This is a genomic window from Micromonospora carbonacea, from assembly GCF_014205165.1.
In the GTDB taxonomy this organism is placed as follows: Bacteria; Actinomycetota; Actinomycetes; order Mycobacteriales; family Micromonosporaceae; genus Micromonospora; species Micromonospora carbonacea.
Genome location: NZ_JACHMZ010000001.1, coordinates 584,717 through 599,492, shown reverse-complemented (window position 1 = coordinate 599,492; position 14,776 = coordinate 584,717). Strand labels below are relative to the sequence as shown.

The window sequence follows — 14,776 nt, the reverse complement described above, 5'->3', positions numbered from 1 at the left end:
TGATCCGGGCCGTCACCGAGGCCGGCGGGCCCTCCGGCGCGGAACGTGGAGGCATGACCTCGACACCGCACCAGGCACCGTACAAGCAACTCCGCCGACCCACCACGGACCGGATGGTCGCCGGGGTGGCCAGCGGCCTCGGCCGCTACTTCGCCGTCGACCCCACCCTAGCCCGGGTGCTCTTCGCCGTCGCGACGCTCGCCACCGCCGGGGTGGCCGCGCTCGCGTACCCGATCATGTGGTTCCTGATGCCCGAGGAGCCGGCCGACGCCCCGGCCTGGCCGCACCCGACGGACCCCGCGTCGCCGACCGGCGGCTGAGCCGGCGGGCGGGGGTCACTCCCACTCGATGGTGCCCGGCGGCTTGCTGGTCACGTCCAGGACCACCCGGTTCACCTCGGCCACCTCGTTGGTGATCCGGGTGGAGATCCTGGCCACCACCTCGTAGGGCAGCCGGGACCAGTCGGCGGTCATCGCGTCCTCGCTGGAGACCGGGCGCAGCACCACGGGATGCCCGTAGCTGCGCCCGTCGCCCTGCACGCCGACGCTGCGCACGTCGGCCAGGAGCACCACGGGGAACTGCCACACGCCCCGGTCCAGGCCGGCGGCGGTCAGCTCCTCGCGGGCGATCAGGTCGGCCTGGCGCAGCAGGTCCAGCCGCTCCCGGTCGACCGCCCCGATGATCCGGATGGCCAGGCCCGGCCCCGGGAACGGGTGCCGCCAGACCATCGCCTCGGGCAGGCCCAGCTGGAGGCCCAGCGTGCGCACCTCGTCCTTGAACAGCGTGCGCAGCGGCTCGACCAGGGCGAACTTCAGGTCCTCCGGCAGGCCGCCGACGTTGTGGTGGCTCTTGATGTTGGCGGTGCCGGTGCCGCCGCCGGACTCCACCACGTCCGGGTAGAGGGTGCCCTGCACCAGGAACTCGACGTCGCCGTGCGCGGCGACCTCCCGGGCGGCGGCCTCGAAGACCCGGATGAACTCCCGACCGATGATCTTGCGCTTCTGCTCCGGATCGGTCACCCCGGCCAGCGCGCCGAGGAACCGGTCGGCCGCGTCGACCACCTTCAGCTTGATGCCGGTGGCGGCGACGTAGTCCTTCTCCACCTGCTCGGCCTCGCCCGCCCGCAGCAGGCCGTGGTCGACGAAGACGCAGGTGAGCTGGTCGCCGACGGCCCGGTGCACCAGCGCGGCGGCGACGGCCGAGTCGACCCCGCCGGACAGGCCGCAGATGACCTCCTTGTCGCCCACCTGGGCGCGGATGCGGGCCACCTGCTCGTCGATGATGTTCTCGGGCGTCCAGGTCGGCTCGATGCCGGCGATGTCGTAGAGGAACCGGGTGAGCATCTCCTGGCCGTGCGCGGTGTGCCCCACCTCCGGGTGGAACTGCACGCCCGCGCGGCGACCGGCCAGGTCCTCGAACGCGGCGACCGGGGCGCCGGCCGACTCGGCCGTCACCGCGAAGCCCGCCGGGGCCTCGGTCACGCAGTCGCCGTGGCTCATCCAGACCGGCAGGTCGGCCGGCAGGTCGCGCAGCAGCACCCCGGGCTCGGTGAGGCGGGGGCGCAGCGGGGTGCCGCCGTACTCGCGGTTGCCGGTGCGCGCGACCGTGCCGCCGAGGGCCTGGGCCATCGCCTGGAAGCCGTAGCAGATGCCGAAGACCGGCACGCCCGCCTCGAACACCCCCGCGTCGACCTGCGGGGCGTCGGGCGCGTAGACGCTGGCCGGGCCGCCGGACAGGATGATCGCGGCCGGGTCCCTCGCCAGCATCTCCGCCACCGGCATCGAGTGCGGCACGATCTCCGAGTAGACCCGCGCCTCGCGCACCCGGCGCGCGATGAGCTGGGCGTACTGGGCTCCGAAGTCCACCACGAGGACGGGGCGAGGCGTGCTCATGGGCACGAAGCCTACCGACAGTCACCCCCAGCCCCGCGCGGACCCCGGCGCACGCCCGACGCGGCCCCGCGCGCCTGCGGGTGAAGTGGTGAGAAGGGGACCCTTCTCTACCGTAGGCGTTAACAAGGGGCCCTTCCTTACCAGCGGAGCGCGCCGGGTGCGTCCGCCGGCACGGCCGGACGCACCGGCGGCACCGCCGCCACCCGCCGGTACGCCTCCCCCAGCGGCGGCCGGGGGTCCGCCTCGCCCCGGTTGGGCCAGAACGACATCGCCCGTTCCGCCTGCGCGGTGATGGTCAGCGACGGGTTCACGCCCAGGTTCGCCGACACGGCCGCCCCGTCCACCACGTGCAGCCCCGGGTGCCCGTGCACCCGGTGGTACGGGTCGACCACCCCGTCGGCGGCGGTGGCCCCGATCACCGCCCCGCCGAGGATGTGCGCGGTGATCGGGATGTCGAACGGCTCGGTGAGCGACCCGCCCGGCGTGCCGCCGATCTCCTCGGCGAGCAGCCGCGCGGCGGCGTTGCCGGCGGGGATCCACGTCGGGTTGGGCGCGCCGTGGCCGGGCCCGGCGACCAGCCGCCGCCCGAGCGGGCCGCGCCGCCAGCGGGTCGTCAGCGAGTTGTCGGCCGACTGCATGACCAGCGCGATGACGGTGCGCCGCGACCAGTCGCGGACGGTGAGCATCCGCACGGCGAGGCGCGGCTGGGTGAGCAGGCCGACCAGCCAGCGGCGGACCCGGTGCGGCCCGCCGTCGACCAGCAGCGACTGGAGCAGCCCCATCGCGTTGGAGCCCCGCCCGTAGCGGACCGGCTCGATGTGGGTCTGCGGGTCGGGGTGGAACGAGCTGGTGATCGCCACCCCGTCGGTGAAGTCCAGCCCCTGCGCGCGGGCCGGCCCGAGGGGCACGGACGCGCCGAGGATCGCCTCGGAGTTGGTCCGGGTCAGCTCGCCGAGGCGGTCGGACAGGTGCGGCAGCACGCCGGTGGCCTTCATCTCGTGCAGCAGCCGCTGGGTGCCGAGCGCCCCGGCGGCGAGGACCACCTGGTCGGCGTGCCACACCCGGCGACGCCTGCGCAGCCAGGACCCGGTGCGGACGGTCTCGACCCGGTAGCCGCCGCCGGCGGCGGGGCGCACGGCGGTGACGGTGGTCAGCGGGTGCACCTGCGCGCCGAGCCGCTCGGCCAGCCAGAGGTAGTTCTTGACCAGGGTGTTCTTCGCCCCCTGCCGGCAGCCCGTCATGCACGCCCCGCAGTGGGTGCAGCCGGTGCGCTCCGGGCCGACGCCGCCGAAGTACGGGTCGGCGGCCCGCTCCCCCGGCCGGCCGATGTGCACGCCGACGGGGGTGGGGTGGAAGGTGTGCCCGGCCCCCATCCGGTCGGCGACCGCCCGCATCGCGGAGTCCGCGCGGGTGTGCCGCGGGTAGGTGGTGACGCCGAGCATCCGCTTCGCCTGGTCGTAGTGCGGGGCCAGCTCGGCCCGCCAGTCGGTGACGTCCCGCCACTGCGGGTCGGCGTAGAACGCGTCGAGGGGCTCGTAGAGGGTGTTCGCGTAGACCAGCGAGCCGCCGCCCACCCCCGCGCCGGAGAGCACCAGCACCCCGCCGCCGGCCCGCCGGTCGGCGGAGCGGAGCAGGGTGAGGCGTTGCAGGCCGAAGCAGCCGAGCCGCGGGGCCCACAGGAAGCGCCGCAGCCGCCACGACGTCTCGGGGAACTCGTCGTCGGCGAAGCGCCGCCCGGCCTCCAGGACGCCGACCGAGTAACCCTTCTCGGCCAGCCGGAGCGCGGTGACGCTGCCGCCGAAGCCGGACCCGATGACGAGCACGTCGTACCGCATGAACGCATCATTACCGACGAGTAGCTCTCGCGCCATAGCCGGTTTTCGCGCGACCATGCACCCCGCCGCAGGTGATCCGCGGCTCAGCGGCCGCAACCCGGCGCGGCCCTCGGAGCGTTGTAGGTGCGGGGGTGCGGACATGGCCGGACAGGCGGGGACCGGACGGCGGCGGTGGCGGGCGGGGCTGGCCGTCGTCGTGGCGGCCGTCGTGCTGGCGCTCGGGGGCACGGTGGCGGCCCGGCTGGTCGCCGACCGGCAGACCGAGCGCGGGGCGGGGCGGGTCACGGCCGCGCCCACCCCCACGCCGTCGCCGACGCCGAGCCCGACGCCGCCGCCCGGGGCCGACGTCACCGGGCCGCTCAACCTGCTGCTCGTCGGCGTGGACACCCGGGTCAGCGTGCCCGGCTGGGAGCCGCACGGCGACGCGGTGCTGGTGGCGCACGTGCCGGCGGGGCTGGACCGGGCGTACCTCTTCTCGCTGCCCCGGGACCTGCTGGTCGACATCCCGGCCTACCCGAAGGCCGGCTACTCCGGCGGGAAGACCAAGCTCACCCACGCGATGAGCTACGGCAGCCGGGTGCCGGGCAAGCCCAAGAAGCCGAGCGCCGCCCAGGGCTACGAGCTGCTGCGCAGCACCGTCAGCGGCTACACCGGGCTGCGCTTCGACGCCGGCGCCGTGGTCACCTTCACCGGCTTCGAGAAGCTGGTGGACGCCGTCGGCGGGGTCGACCTCTACGTCGACGAGCGGACCGTCTCGCTGCACCGGCGGCCGGACGGCCGGCACCGCGAGGCCGCCCCGGGCGGCGGCGGCTACGTCGGCCCGCAGATGGTCTACGAGAAGGGCGAGCGGCACCTCAACGGCTGGCAGGCGCTGGACTACGCCCGGCAGCGCTACGGCCTGAAGAACGGCGACTACGACCGGCAGCGGCACCAGCAGCAGCTCATCCGGGCCATCGTGGCGAAGATGCAGTCCGAGAGCCTGCCCCGGCAGCCCGACCGGGTCGAGCAGGTCGTCGGGGCGCTCGGCGACACCCTCGTCTACGCGGGCGGGCCACGGATCGTCGACCTCGCGTACGCCCTCGGCGGGCTGCCCGCCGACCGGCTCGTCCTCGTCGGCCTGCCCGGCGAGGGGGTGGGCAGGGGCAGCGGCTACCGCGGTGAGCAGCTCAAGCCGGTCGGCCGGCAGTTCCTCACCGCGCTCGAGGAGGGCCGGGCCGAGCAGTACCTCGCCGACCACCCGGAGCTGGTGGTGAAGAACTAGGCCCGGCTAGAGGCCGAGCGCCGTCCGGATCAGCACGGCCAGCGCCCGGGACCGGCTGTGCGGCGGCCAGGCGATCACCGTCGTCACGCGCGGCGCGTCCGACACCGGCACGGCGGCGATGTCCCGGCGCAGGTGGGTCCGGCACGACTCGGGCACGACCGCCGACGCCCGGCCGAGCGCGATCAGCTCGTGCAGCTGCGCGTGGTCGCGGACCTGCGGGCCGGGACCGTCCGGGTAGCTGCCGTCGCGGCACGGCCACCGCGGCAGCGGCAGGCCGGGAAGATCGGCGACGTCGGCCTCCCGCAGCTCCGCCCGGCCGGCGAGGGGATGCCCGGCCGGCAGGAGCACCACCTGCCCCTCCGTGCACAGCTCCTCAGCGTCGAACCCGACGGTCGAGTCGAACGGCCGGTGCAGCAGCGCCACGTCCGCCCGGCCGTCGCGCAGCAGCCGCTCCTGCTCGCCGATCCCGCACAGGTGCACGTCGACGGCGACCGCGCCGGGCTCGGCGGCGTAGGCGTCGAGCAGCTTCGCCAGCAGTTCGCTTGACGCTCCGGCCTTGGTGACCAGGACCAGGCCGGGGTCGCCGGTCGCGGCGCGGGCGGCGCGGCGGGTACGGCGGTCGGCGGCGGCCACCGCGTCGAGGGCCGCCCGGCCCTCGACCAGCAGCACCGCGCCGGCCTCGGTCAGGGCGACGCTGCGGCTGGTGCGGTCCAGCAGCGTCACCCCGAGCCGCCGTTCGAGTTGCGCGATCGCCCGCGACAGCGGCGGCTGCGCGATGCCGAGGCGCTGCGCCGCCCGCCCGAAGTGGAGTTCCTCGGCGACGGCGACGAAATATCGCAGCTCCCGCGTCTCCATGCCCCCACCGTACCCGCGCCGATACCCGTCGGGTATCGCTGCCCACTCAGCCGGTGTTGGTGACCCGGCCGGCCCCGGCCAGGATCGGCCGCATGAGCGAAGCGAAGATCGCGCTGGTCACCGGCGCCAACAAGGGAATCGGGTACGAGATCGCCGCCGGCCTGGGTGCCCTCGGCTTCACCGTCGGCGTCGGCGCGCGGGACGGCCAGCGCCGGGAGACCGCCGTGGCGAAGTTGCGCGCAGCCGGCGTCGACGCGTTCGGGGTGCCGCTGGACGTGACCGACGACGCGAGCGTGACCGCCGCCGCCGCGCTGGTCGAGGAACGCGCCGGCCGCCTCGACGCGCTGGTCAACAACGCCGGGGTGACCGGCGACCGGGCGCAGCTGCCCACCACCGTCGACCTCGCGGTGATGCGGGCCGTCGTGGAGACGAACGTGCTCGGCGTCATCCGGGTCACCAACGCCATGCTGCCGCTGCTGCGCCGGTCGACCTCGCCCCGGATCGTGAACATGTCCAGCAGCGTCGGCTCCCTCGCCCGGCAGTCCGCCGCCGAGAGCGAGCTCACCACGGGTCCGATCGCCGTCGCGTACTCGCCGTCGAAGACGTTCCTCAACGCCGTCACCGTCCAGTACGTCAGGGAGCTGCGCGGCACGAACATCCTGATCAACGCCGCCTGCCCCGGCTACGTCGCCACCGACCTCAACGGCTTCCGGGGGGTCCGTACCCCGGAGCAGGGTGCGGCGATCGCGGTCCGGCTCGCGACCCTGCCCGACGACGGCCCGACCGGCGGCTTCTTCGAGGACGCCGGGGTGGTGCCCTGGTGACGGCGTGACCGGGTGACGGCGGGCGGAGCGCCCGGGGGTCAGCGGGCCGTCGGGCGCTCCGGCCGCTCGGTGCCGTGGAGCCAGGCGTCGAAGAGCGCGTCGAGCTGCCGGCCGGAGACCTGCTCGGCGTGGGCGACGAAGTCGGCGGTGGTGACGTTGCCGTCGCGCCGGTCGGCCGCCCAGCCCCGGACGATCCGGAAGAACGCCTCGTCGCCGACGGTGACGCGCAGCGCGTGCACGGTCATCGCGCCCCGCTGGTAGACGGAGTCGCTGAACAGGTTCGCCGCCCCCGGCCGGCCGGGCGGCGTCCGCCACAGCGACGCCGACGCGCCGAGGTACTCCCCGTCGAACGACTGCTGCACCGTCCGGCCGCCGTCGTGCTCCAGCCAGAGCCATTCGGCGTACGTGGCGAAGCCCTCGTTGAGCCAGATGTCGCTCCACCGGGCCAGCGAGACGCTGTCGCCGAACCACTGGTGGGCCAGCTCGTGCGCGACCACCCCGCTGTTCGCGCCGCGGCTGAAGAAGGTGGCCGAGTAGACCGGGCGGCTCTGCGTCTCCAGGGCGAACCTGATGCCCGGATCGTCGACGACCACCCCGCCGTACGACCCGAACGGGTACGGCCCGAACACGCCCTCCAGGTAGTCGGCCACCTCGACGGTGCGGGCGATCGAGGCGTCCGCCGCGCCCTCGGGCAGCTTCGTGGTGACCGCGCTGAACACCGGCCGTCCCTTGTGCTCGGCGCGGGTCACCCGGAAGTTCCCGATGGCCACCATGCTCAGGTAGCTGGCCATCGGGGACCGCTCGGCCCACTTCCAGGTGGTCCAGCCGGCGCGGGTGGCCTTGCCCACCGGCACCCCGTTGCTGACGGCGGTCAGCCCCTCCGGGACGGTGATCTCGAAGTCGTAGGTGGCCTTGTCGGACGGGTGGTCGTTGACCGGGAACCAGGTGCTCGCCGACTCGGGCTGGCCGAGGGCCACCGCGCCGTCGGAGGTGTGCCGGAAGCCGCCCTCGCCGAGGGTCTCGTTGGTCAGCGGCTTCGGCGTGCCCTCGTACCGGATCTCGGCGGTGAAGCCGTTGCCCGAGGTCAGGCCGGCGGCGGGGGTGACGACCAGCTCGTCGCCGGCGCGGGCGTGCCGGGCCGCGACGCCGTCGACCGTCACCCCGCGCACGGTGAGCCCGGCCAGGTCCAGGTGGAACGCGGACAGGCTCGCGGTGGCCGTGGCCTGCACGGTGGTGGTGCCGGTGAGGCGGTCCGTCGCGGGGTCGTAGCGGACCTTCACCACGTACCGGGTCACGTCGTACCCGCCGTTGCCGTACCGGGGGAAGTAGTCGTCGCCGACCCCGGCCGCGCCGGGCTTGAACTGCCGCGCCGCCGTCGGCGACGGGGTGGCCTCCCGGGCGGCCGGCTCGGGCGTCGAGGAGCAGGCGGCCAGCCCGAGCACGCCGGCCAGCAGCAGCCCGGTGCGCAGGCGCAGGCCCCGCAGGCGCAGCGTCATCGCGTCGTCCCTCCCGGCGGAGGCCCCCGGCCCGGCGACGGCCCTCGGCCCACCCGGCCGGCCCGGCTCGTCCGGGCCGCTCCACCCGCGGCAGCCTACCGAGCGCGGGCACGGCGCACGGCGGCGCGGGCACGGCGGGTCACCGGCCGGCAGCCCCGGGTGCCGACGCCGCTCAGGGCAGCGCGGGCGCGATGCCGCCGACGAGCCAGGCGTCGAGCAGCGCGGCCAGCCGCCGGCCGGAGACCCGCTCGGCGAGGGCGACGAAGTCCGCCGTCGTGGCGTTGCCGCCGCGCCGCTCGGTGGTCCAGGCGCGCAGGATCCGGAAGAAGGCGTCGTCGCCGACGGTCCGCCGCAGCGCGTGCACCGCGAGCGCGCCCCGCTGGTAGACGGCGTCGCCGAACATGTTCGCCCGGCCCGGGTCGACCGACGGCTGCGACCAGTCCGTCGCGGCGTGGCGGTCCGCGACGGTCTGCGCGACGGTCCGGCCGCCGTCGTGCTCCCGCCAGAGCCATTCGGCGTACGTGGCGAAGCCCTCGTTGAGCCAGATGTCGCTCCACCGGGCCAGCGAGACGCTGTCGCCGAACCACTGGTGGGCCAGCTCGTGCGCGACCACCCCGGTGTCGGGGCGGCCGGAGCGGAAGAAGCCCGGCCCGTAGACCGGGCGCGACTGGGTCTCCAGGGCGTACGAGATGCGGCGCTCGGCGAGCGCGATCCCGCCGTACGACTCGAACGGGTACGGCCCGAAGCGGTCGGCGAGGAAGTCGGCGATCTCGCCGGTGCGGGCCAGCGAGGCGGCGGCCGGCCCGTCGGCGGGCAGGCTCGCCGCGACGGCCGTGACCATCGGCTTGCCCCGGTGGGTGCCGGTGGCGACCCGGTAGTCGCCGATCACCAACGTGCTCAGGTAGCTGGCCATCGGGGCCCGCTCGACCCAGCGCCAGGTGGTCCAGCCGCCGGCGCTGGCGCGTCCCGCCGGCACGCCGTTGCCGAGCGCGGCCAGCCCGTCGGGGACGGTGACCTCGACGTCGTAGGTGGCCTTGTCGGACGGGTGGTCGTTGACCGGGAACCAGGTGCTCGCCGAGTCGGGCTGGCCGAGCGCGACCGCGCCGTCGGCGGTGGCGAGGAAGCCGCCGACGCCCAGCGTGGTGCTCTCGACCGGCTGCGGCACCCCCGCGTACTCCACGTCGACGGCGAACCGGGCGCCCCGGTCCAGGCCGCGCGCCGGGGTGACCACCAGCTCGTCGCCCTCGCGGGCGTGCCGGGCCTTCGCGCCGTCGACGCGGACCGCGCCGACGGTCAGGCCGGACAGGTCCAGGTTGAACCGGGACAGCCCGGCCGTCGCGGTGGCCGTGATGGTGGCGTGGCCGGTGAGCCGGTCGTCCGCCGGGTCGTAGCGGATCCGCAGCCGGTACGCGGCCACGTCGTAGCCGCCGTTGCCGCGCCCGGGGACGTACGGGTCGCCCGCGTCGGCCGCCCCGTGGCGGGCGCGGTCGGCGTCGGGCGGCGGCCCGGTGCAGGCGGCGAGGGCAGCCGCGACGAGGCAGGCGGTCAGGACGACGCGGCCGACCGGTCGGCTTCCTGTTCGGACCATCGCTCTCCCTCGGCTGTCGGGGGCGAGCCTAGCCCACGCCGACCGGCAGAAGCGTCCATAACCGGCAATACCCCCACGAGCGACCCTACCGGTGCGAACGGCCCCGCCGCTGTCCCGCGGCGGGGCCGTTCCACGTGCTCTCCGGGTCGCCCCGGACGGCGGGTCAGCGGTCGAGGACCAGGCCGACCTTCTGGAACTCCTTGAGGTCGCGGTAGCCGCACTTGGCCATCGCCCGGCGCAGCCCGCCGAACAGGTTGAGCTGGCCGTCCGGCTCGTCGGCCGGGCCGAACAGCAGCCGCTCCATCTCCCCGAGCGGCTCGCCGGCCACCTCGAACGCGCCGCGCGGCAGCGACGGGTGGCTGGCCGCCGAGTGCCACCACGCGCCGCCGGCCGGGGCCTCCGCGCACAGCGACAGCGGCTCGCCGAGCATCACCGCGTCCGCGCCGCAGCCCAGCGCCTTGGCGATGTCGCCGGAGGTCTGGATGTCGCCGTCGGCGATCAGGTGCACGTACCGGCCGCCGGTCTCGTCGAGGTAGTCGCGGCGGGCCGCGGCGGCGTCGGCGATCGCGGTGGCCATCGGCACCCGGATGCCCAGCACCGACTCGGTGGTCGACCAGCCGTCGCCGCCGATGCCGACGATCACACCGGCCGCGCCGGTGCGCATCAGGTGCAGCGCCGTCTTGTAGTCGGTGCAGCCGCCGACGATGACCGGCAGGTCGAGGTCGGCGATGAACTCCTTGAGGTTGAGCGGCTCGTCGGTGGTGGAGACGTGCTCGGCCGAGACGATGGTGCCCTGGATGACCAGGATGTCCACGCCCGCGTCGAGGATCACCGGGGCCAGCGCCAGGGTGTGCTGCGGGGAGACCCGCACGGCCACCGTGCCGCCGCCGGCCCGCAGCTCGCGGACCCGCTCGGCGATGAGGTCCGGGCGGATCGGCTCGGCGTAGACCTCCTGGAGCCGCTTGGTGGCGCGGGCGTCCTCGCCGAGGCCCGACAGCTCCTCCAGGATCTTGGTCGGGTTCTCGTACCGGGTCCACAGGCCCTCGACGTTGAGCACCCCGAGGCCGCCGAGCTGGCCGAGCCGCACGGCGGACGCCGGGCTCATCGTCGCGTCAGAGGGGTGCCCCACGCAGGGGATGCCGAACTGGTACGCGTCGAGCTGCCAGGTGGTGGAGACGTCGTCGACGTCCCGGGTGCGGCGGCTCGGCACGATGGCGATGTCGTCCAGGTGGTAACCGCGCTGCGCGGTCTTGCCCAGGCCGATCTCGACCACGTCACGCATGGTGGCTCCAGGTGGTGTCGGGGGTGGTGGTCAGCGGGTCAACGGGAGTGGTAGTTGGGCGCCTCGACGGTCATCTGGATGTCGTGCGGGTGGCTCTCCTTGAGCCCGGCCGCGGTGATCCGGATGAGCTGGCCGCGCCGGTGCAGCTCGGGGATGCTCTCCGCGCCGACGTACCCCATCGCGGCCCGCAGCCCGCCGGTGAGCTGGTGGGCGACGGCGGCGAGCGGCCCCCGGTAGGGCACCTGGCCCTCGACGCCCTCCGGGACCAGCTTGTCCTCGGCGAGCACGTCCTGCTGGAAGTAGCGGTCCTTCGAGTACGACTTGGCCTGCCCCCGCGACTGCATCGCGCCGAGCGAGCCCATCCCCCGGTACGCCTTGTACTGCTTGCCGTTGATGAAGATCAGCTCGCCGGGGCTCTCCTCGCAGCCGGCCAGCAGGCTGCCGAGCATCACGGTGTCGGCCCCGGCCACGAGGGCCTTGGCGATGTCGCCCGAATACTGGATGCCGCCGTCGCCGATGACCGGCACGCCGGCCGGGCGGGCGGCCCGCGCCGCCTCCATGATCGCGGTGATCTGCGGCACGCCGACGCCGGCGACGATCCGGGTGGTGCAGATCGCGCCCGGGCCCACCCCGACCTTCACGCCGTCCGCGCCGGCCTCGACCAGGGCCTTCGCCCCGGCGTAGGTGGCCACGTTGCCGCCGACGATGTCGATCGTCACGTCCTTCTTGAGCTGGCGGACCATGTCCAGCACCGCCCGCTGGTGGCCGTGGGCGGTGTCCACGATGATCACGTCGACGCCCGCGTCGACCAGCGCCCGGGCCCGCTTGTACGCGTCCTCGCCCACGCCGACGGCGGCGGCCACCCGGAGCCGGCCCACGTCGTCCTTGGTGGCGTTCGGGTACTGCTCGCTCTTGGTGAAGTCCTTCACGGTGATCAGCCCGCGCAGCCGGCCCGCGCCGTCGACGATCGGCAGCTTCTCGACCTTGTGCTGACGCAGCAGGGCCAGCGCCTCGTCCTTGCTGACCCCGACCGGGGCGGTGACCAGCGGCGTGCGGGTCATGATCTCGCGGACCGGGGTGGCCGGCTCGGAGACGAAGCGCATGTCCCGGTTGGTGACGATGCCGACGAGCTGGCCCTCGCCGTCGACCACGGGGACGCCGGAGATGCGGTAGCGCCCGCAGAGCGCGTCGACGTCGCGCAGGGTGTCGTCGGGGCTGGCCGTCACCGGGTTGGTGATCATGCCGGACTCGGAGCGCTTGACCAGGTCGACCTGGAGCGCCTGGTCCTCCAGGGACAGGTTGCGGTGCAGCACGCCGATGCCGCCCTGGCGGGCCATGGCGATCGCCATCCGCGCCTCGGTGACCGTGTCCATCGCGCTGGACAGCAGCGGGACGGTCAGCTCGACGTTGCGGGTGAGCCGGGTGCGGGTGTTGACCCGGCTGGGCACGACGTCCGACTCGCCGGGCTGGAGGAGCACGTCGTCGAAGGTGAGGCCGAGCGGGACCACCCGGGCCGAGCCGGCGGGCAGCTCCGGCAGATGGCCGCCCAGCTCGCCGGTGTCGGCGCCGGCCGGAAGATCGATGCTGGGCGAATTGTCCACGATTGCTCTCCTGAGCTGGGTCGGGCGGGCTTCGGCGAGACGGCGCGCGCGGACGTCCGGCGCACGCCGGGTGAGGACGCGTCAGTGCCATCGTACCCATCGGCCCAGCCCGGCCCCGCCGGAGCCGGGCCGGCGGACGACGCTGCGTGACGCTCACGCCCGCCGAGGCCGACGCGGGGTGACCGGCCGGACGGGGGCGGGCGTCCGGCGGGCGCGGGGTCTACGGTGAGGGGGTGCACGACGAGCCCATCGACCCGTTCAACGGCGACCCGGCCGATCCGGCGGCGGAGCTGCACGACCCGGCGGACGACGACACGCTCGACCCGCTGACCGAGGTCGAGCGGCAGGACGTGCTGGAGGATCTGGCCGACCTGGAGATCTACCAGGCCCTGCTGGCCCCCGTCGGCGTGCGCGGGCTGGTCATCGAGTGCGAGGACTGCCGCGAGCCGCACTACTTCGACTGGGACCTGCTCCGGGGCAACCTGCGCCACCTGCTCAGCTCCGGCCGTCCCCGGGTGCACGAGCCGGCCTACGACCCGGATCCCGACCACTACGTGACGTGGGACTACGCCCGCGGCTACGCCGACGGCGTGCACGACACCCTCACCGAGGGCACCGACGACGACCCGACCCCCTAGGGTCCCCGGCGCTTCGCGGGTGGGCGGGTCAGGTGACCAGGCCGGCGCGGAAGCCGGCGGCCACCGCGTGCGCGCGGTCCCGGGCGCCGAGCTTGCGGAACAGCCGGCGGGCGTGCGTCTTGACGGTGTCCTCCGAGACGAAGAGCTCGCGGCCGATCTCGGCGTTGCTCTTGCCCTCGGCCATGCCGAGCAGCACCTGGAGTTCCCGCTCGGTCAGGCCGATCGCGCTGCGGCCGCCCCGGGCCGGGGCGGGGCGCTGCCCCGCCGTCGCCGGGGCCTCCCCCTCGCCGCCCGCCTCCACCTCGTCGTCGCCGCGCTGCACCGGCACCACCGGCGGCGCGCCGCCGGGCGGCTCCTCGGGCCCCGCCGGCCAGGCCGGGCTGGACTTGGCCGAGGGCCGGCCGGCCGGTGCGGGTCGGGCGGGCCCGCCGACGGAGGCCGCGTCGCGGGCCGGATCGGTCACCCGGCTGCGGGTCGCGCGGCCCGGTGCCGAGAGCAGCAGCAGCGCCTTCGCCACCGCGCTGGTCAGGTCGTGGTCGGTGCCCTGGATCAGCCCCCGGGCACCGGCGCCGATGGTCGCGGCGGCGGCCTCGGACTCCTCCGCGCCGAGCAGCAGCACCGCGGCCTGCGGGGCGCGGGCCAGCACCCGCCGGACGAAGCCGGCGCTGTCCGGCCGGGTGAGGGCGGTGTCGGCGAGCACGACGTCCGCCGGGCCCTCCGCCAGGCGCAGCATCACCTCGGGATCGGAGACGGCGGTACGGACGGCGGCGGACAGTCCGAGCCGCGCCGCCGCGGAGTTCAGTTGCTGCGCGGCGAGCGGTGTCCGAACGCACACGAGAACGGTACGCACTGTGGTCTCCTCTCCGACCCCGAGCAGACCATGGGGAGGTGGCGTCGGGTGGGCGTTCCCGGCAATCCTTCGAACTTTTCCGACAGTTAGGTCATATCAGGCAAGTTGTCCGACCTTTTCGATCACACACGTGTGAGCGGGAGCGAGGCTGGGTACCGGGGAGCCCGAGCCGGAAACGGTGCGCCAGCGCGGCCGCCGCCCGGACACCGGACAACTGAGGATCTCCGCGGTGCCGCGCGGGAGGAGGGGTGCTGATGTCGAACGTACGCAGGCTGCCCGGACCCATCGTCGACCTCTGGGACTGGCAGCGGCTCGGTGCCTGCCGGGGCCGCGACAGCGCCCAGTTCTTCCACCCGGACGGCGAGCGCGGCTCCTCCCGGCTGCGCCGGGAGTCCGGCGCCAAGACGGTCTGCCGGACGTGCCCCGTACGTGCCGAGTGCGCCGCGCACGCCCTCGCCGTCCGTGAGCCCTACGGGGTGTGGGGCGGCTTCAGCGAGGCGGAGCGGCTGCGGCTGCTCGCGGTGGGCTGGGAGGACCTGGCCGACCGCCGGCAGTCCCGCGTCGACGTGGCCCGGCTGGAGGCCCGCCTGGGCCGTCCGCACAAGTCCACCGTCCCGGCGCAGCGCAGCGTCGCCTGACGGCGCCGGTGGACGC

At 75.0% G+C, this 14,776-nt stretch carries 13 protein-coding genes; 5 read left to right on the top strand and 8 right to left on the bottom strand.

The features are described from left to right. The first annotated feature begins 53 nt into the window (after positions 1 to 53). Positions 54 to 320 (top strand): PspC domain-containing protein, encoded by a 267-nt coding sequence (locus HDA31_RS02775; protein WP_178066395.1) that lies wholly within the window; start codon positions 54 to 56, stop codon positions 318 to 320. A 15-nt stretch (positions 321 to 335) separates the two neighbouring features. Here the strand turns inward: HDA31_RS02775 and guaA are convergent, their stop codons facing one another. Then, entirely contained in the window at positions 336 to 1,892 is a 1,557-nt protein-coding gene (gene guaA, locus HDA31_RS02770; RefSeq protein WP_178066396.1) for a glutamine-hydrolyzing GMP synthase, read from the bottom strand. Between the two features lie 137 nt (positions 1,893 to 2,029). Then, positions 2,030 to 3,727 carry an FAD-dependent oxidoreductase gene (locus HDA31_RS02765; protein WP_178066397.1) on the bottom strand — a complete coding sequence of 566 codons (1,698 nt, stop codon included), beginning with the start codon at positions 3,725 to 3,727 and terminating at the stop codon, positions 2,030 to 2,032. Positions 3,728 to 3,866: 139 nt separating this feature from the next. Between HDA31_RS02765 and HDA31_RS02760 the strand changes: the two genes are divergently transcribed. After that, a complete protein-coding gene (locus HDA31_RS02760) occupies positions 3,867 to 4,988 on the top strand; it encodes an LCP family protein (RefSeq protein WP_178066398.1) in 1,122 nt (373 codons plus the stop codon). Between the two features lie 6 nt (positions 4,989 to 4,994). Here HDA31_RS02760 and HDA31_RS02755 read toward each other — a convergent pair whose 3' ends face one another. Continuing rightward, a complete protein-coding gene (locus HDA31_RS02755; protein WP_178066399.1) occupies positions 4,995 to 5,843 on the bottom strand; it encodes a LysR family transcriptional regulator in 849 nt (282 codons plus the stop codon). A 92-nt stretch (positions 5,844 to 5,935) separates the two neighbouring features. On the opposite strand from HDA31_RS02755, the gene HDA31_RS02750 reads away from it, so the two are divergent. After that, entirely contained in the window at positions 5,936 to 6,667 is a 732-nt protein-coding gene (locus HDA31_RS02750) for an SDR family oxidoreductase (protein WP_178066400.1), read from the top strand. Between the two features lie 38 nt (positions 6,668 to 6,705). On the opposite strand, the gene HDA31_RS02745 is transcribed toward HDA31_RS02750, so the two are convergent. The 4 genes from HDA31_RS02745 to guaB all read right to left on the bottom strand — a co-directional run bounded on the left by HDA31_RS02745 (position 6,706) and on the right by guaB (position 12,634). Then, a complete protein-coding gene (locus HDA31_RS02745; protein WP_376701434.1) occupies positions 6,706 to 8,157 on the bottom strand; it encodes a M1 family metallopeptidase in 1,452 nt (483 codons plus the stop codon). A 178-nt stretch (positions 8,158 to 8,335) separates the two neighbouring features. Beyond that, the gene (locus HDA31_RS02740) at positions 8,336 to 9,751 is read right to left on the bottom strand and encodes a M1 family metallopeptidase (protein WP_178066401.1); all 1,416 of its coding nucleotides are present in this window, start codon (positions 9,749 to 9,751) and stop codon (positions 8,336 to 8,338) included. A 163-nt stretch (positions 9,752 to 9,914) separates the two neighbouring features. Beyond that, positions 9,915 to 11,033 (bottom strand): GuaB3 family IMP dehydrogenase-related protein, encoded by a 1,119-nt coding sequence (locus HDA31_RS02735; protein WP_074472577.1) that lies wholly within the window; start codon positions 11,031 to 11,033, stop codon positions 9,915 to 9,917. 38 nt (positions 11,034 to 11,071) lie between these two features. Further along, positions 11,072 to 12,634: an IMP dehydrogenase gene (gene guaB, locus HDA31_RS02730; protein ID WP_178066402.1), complete on the bottom strand. Its 1,563-nt coding sequence runs from the start codon at positions 12,632 to 12,634 to the stop codon at positions 11,072 to 11,074. 233 nt (positions 12,635 to 12,867) lie between these two features. Between guaB and HDA31_RS02725 the strand changes: the two genes are divergently transcribed. Further along, positions 12,868 to 13,272: a DUF5319 domain-containing protein gene (locus tag HDA31_RS02725; RefSeq protein WP_043965658.1), complete on the top strand. Its 405-nt coding sequence runs from the start codon at positions 12,868 to 12,870 to the stop codon at positions 13,270 to 13,272. Positions 13,273 to 13,300: 28 nt separating this feature from the next. Here HDA31_RS02725 and HDA31_RS02720 read toward each other — a convergent pair whose 3' ends face one another. Further along, positions 13,301 to 14,122, bottom strand: a complete 822-nt coding sequence (locus HDA31_RS02720) for a helix-turn-helix transcriptional regulator (RefSeq protein ID WP_178066403.1) — start codon at positions 14,120 to 14,122, stop codon at positions 13,301 to 13,303. A 254-nt stretch (positions 14,123 to 14,376) separates the two neighbouring features. Here HDA31_RS02720 and HDA31_RS02715 point away from each other — a divergent pair, with 254 nt between their 5' ends. After that, a complete protein-coding gene (locus HDA31_RS02715; RefSeq protein ID WP_178066404.1) occupies positions 14,377 to 14,760 on the top strand; it encodes a WhiB family transcriptional regulator in 384 nt (127 codons plus the stop codon). The last annotated feature ends 16 nt before the right edge of the window (positions 14,761 to 14,776 follow it).

Coding starts and splice junctions, on each gene's coding strand:
- HDA31_RS02775 (WP_178066395.1), top strand. CDS start 54: ATGACCTCGACACCGCACCAGGCACCGTACAAGCAACTCCGCCGACCC.
- guaA (WP_178066396.1), bottom strand. CDS start 1,892: ATGAGCACGCCTCGCCCCGTCCTCGTGGTGGACTTCGGAGCCCAGTAC.
- HDA31_RS02765 (WP_178066397.1), bottom strand. CDS start 3,727: ATGCGGTACGACGTGCTCGTCATCGGGTCCGGCTTCGGCGGCAGCGTC.
- HDA31_RS02760 (WP_178066398.1), top strand. CDS start 3,867: ATGGCCGGACAGGCGGGGACCGGACGGCGGCGGTGGCGGGCGGGGCTG.
- HDA31_RS02755 (WP_178066399.1), bottom strand. CDS start 5,843: ATGGAGACGCGGGAGCTGCGATATTTCGTCGCCGTCGCCGAGGAACTC.
- HDA31_RS02750 (WP_178066400.1), top strand. CDS start 5,936: ATGAGCGAAGCGAAGATCGCGCTGGTCACCGGCGCCAACAAGGGAATC.
- HDA31_RS02740 (WP_178066401.1), bottom strand. CDS start 9,751: ATGGTCCGAACAGGAAGCCGACCGGTCGGCCGCGTCGTCCTGACCGCC.
- HDA31_RS02735 (WP_074472577.1), bottom strand. CDS start 11,033: ATGCGTGACGTGGTCGAGATCGGCCTGGGCAAGACCGCGCAGCGCGGT.
- HDA31_RS02715 (WP_178066404.1), top strand. CDS start 14,377: ATGTCGAACGTACGCAGGCTGCCCGGACCCATCGTCGACCTCTGGGAC.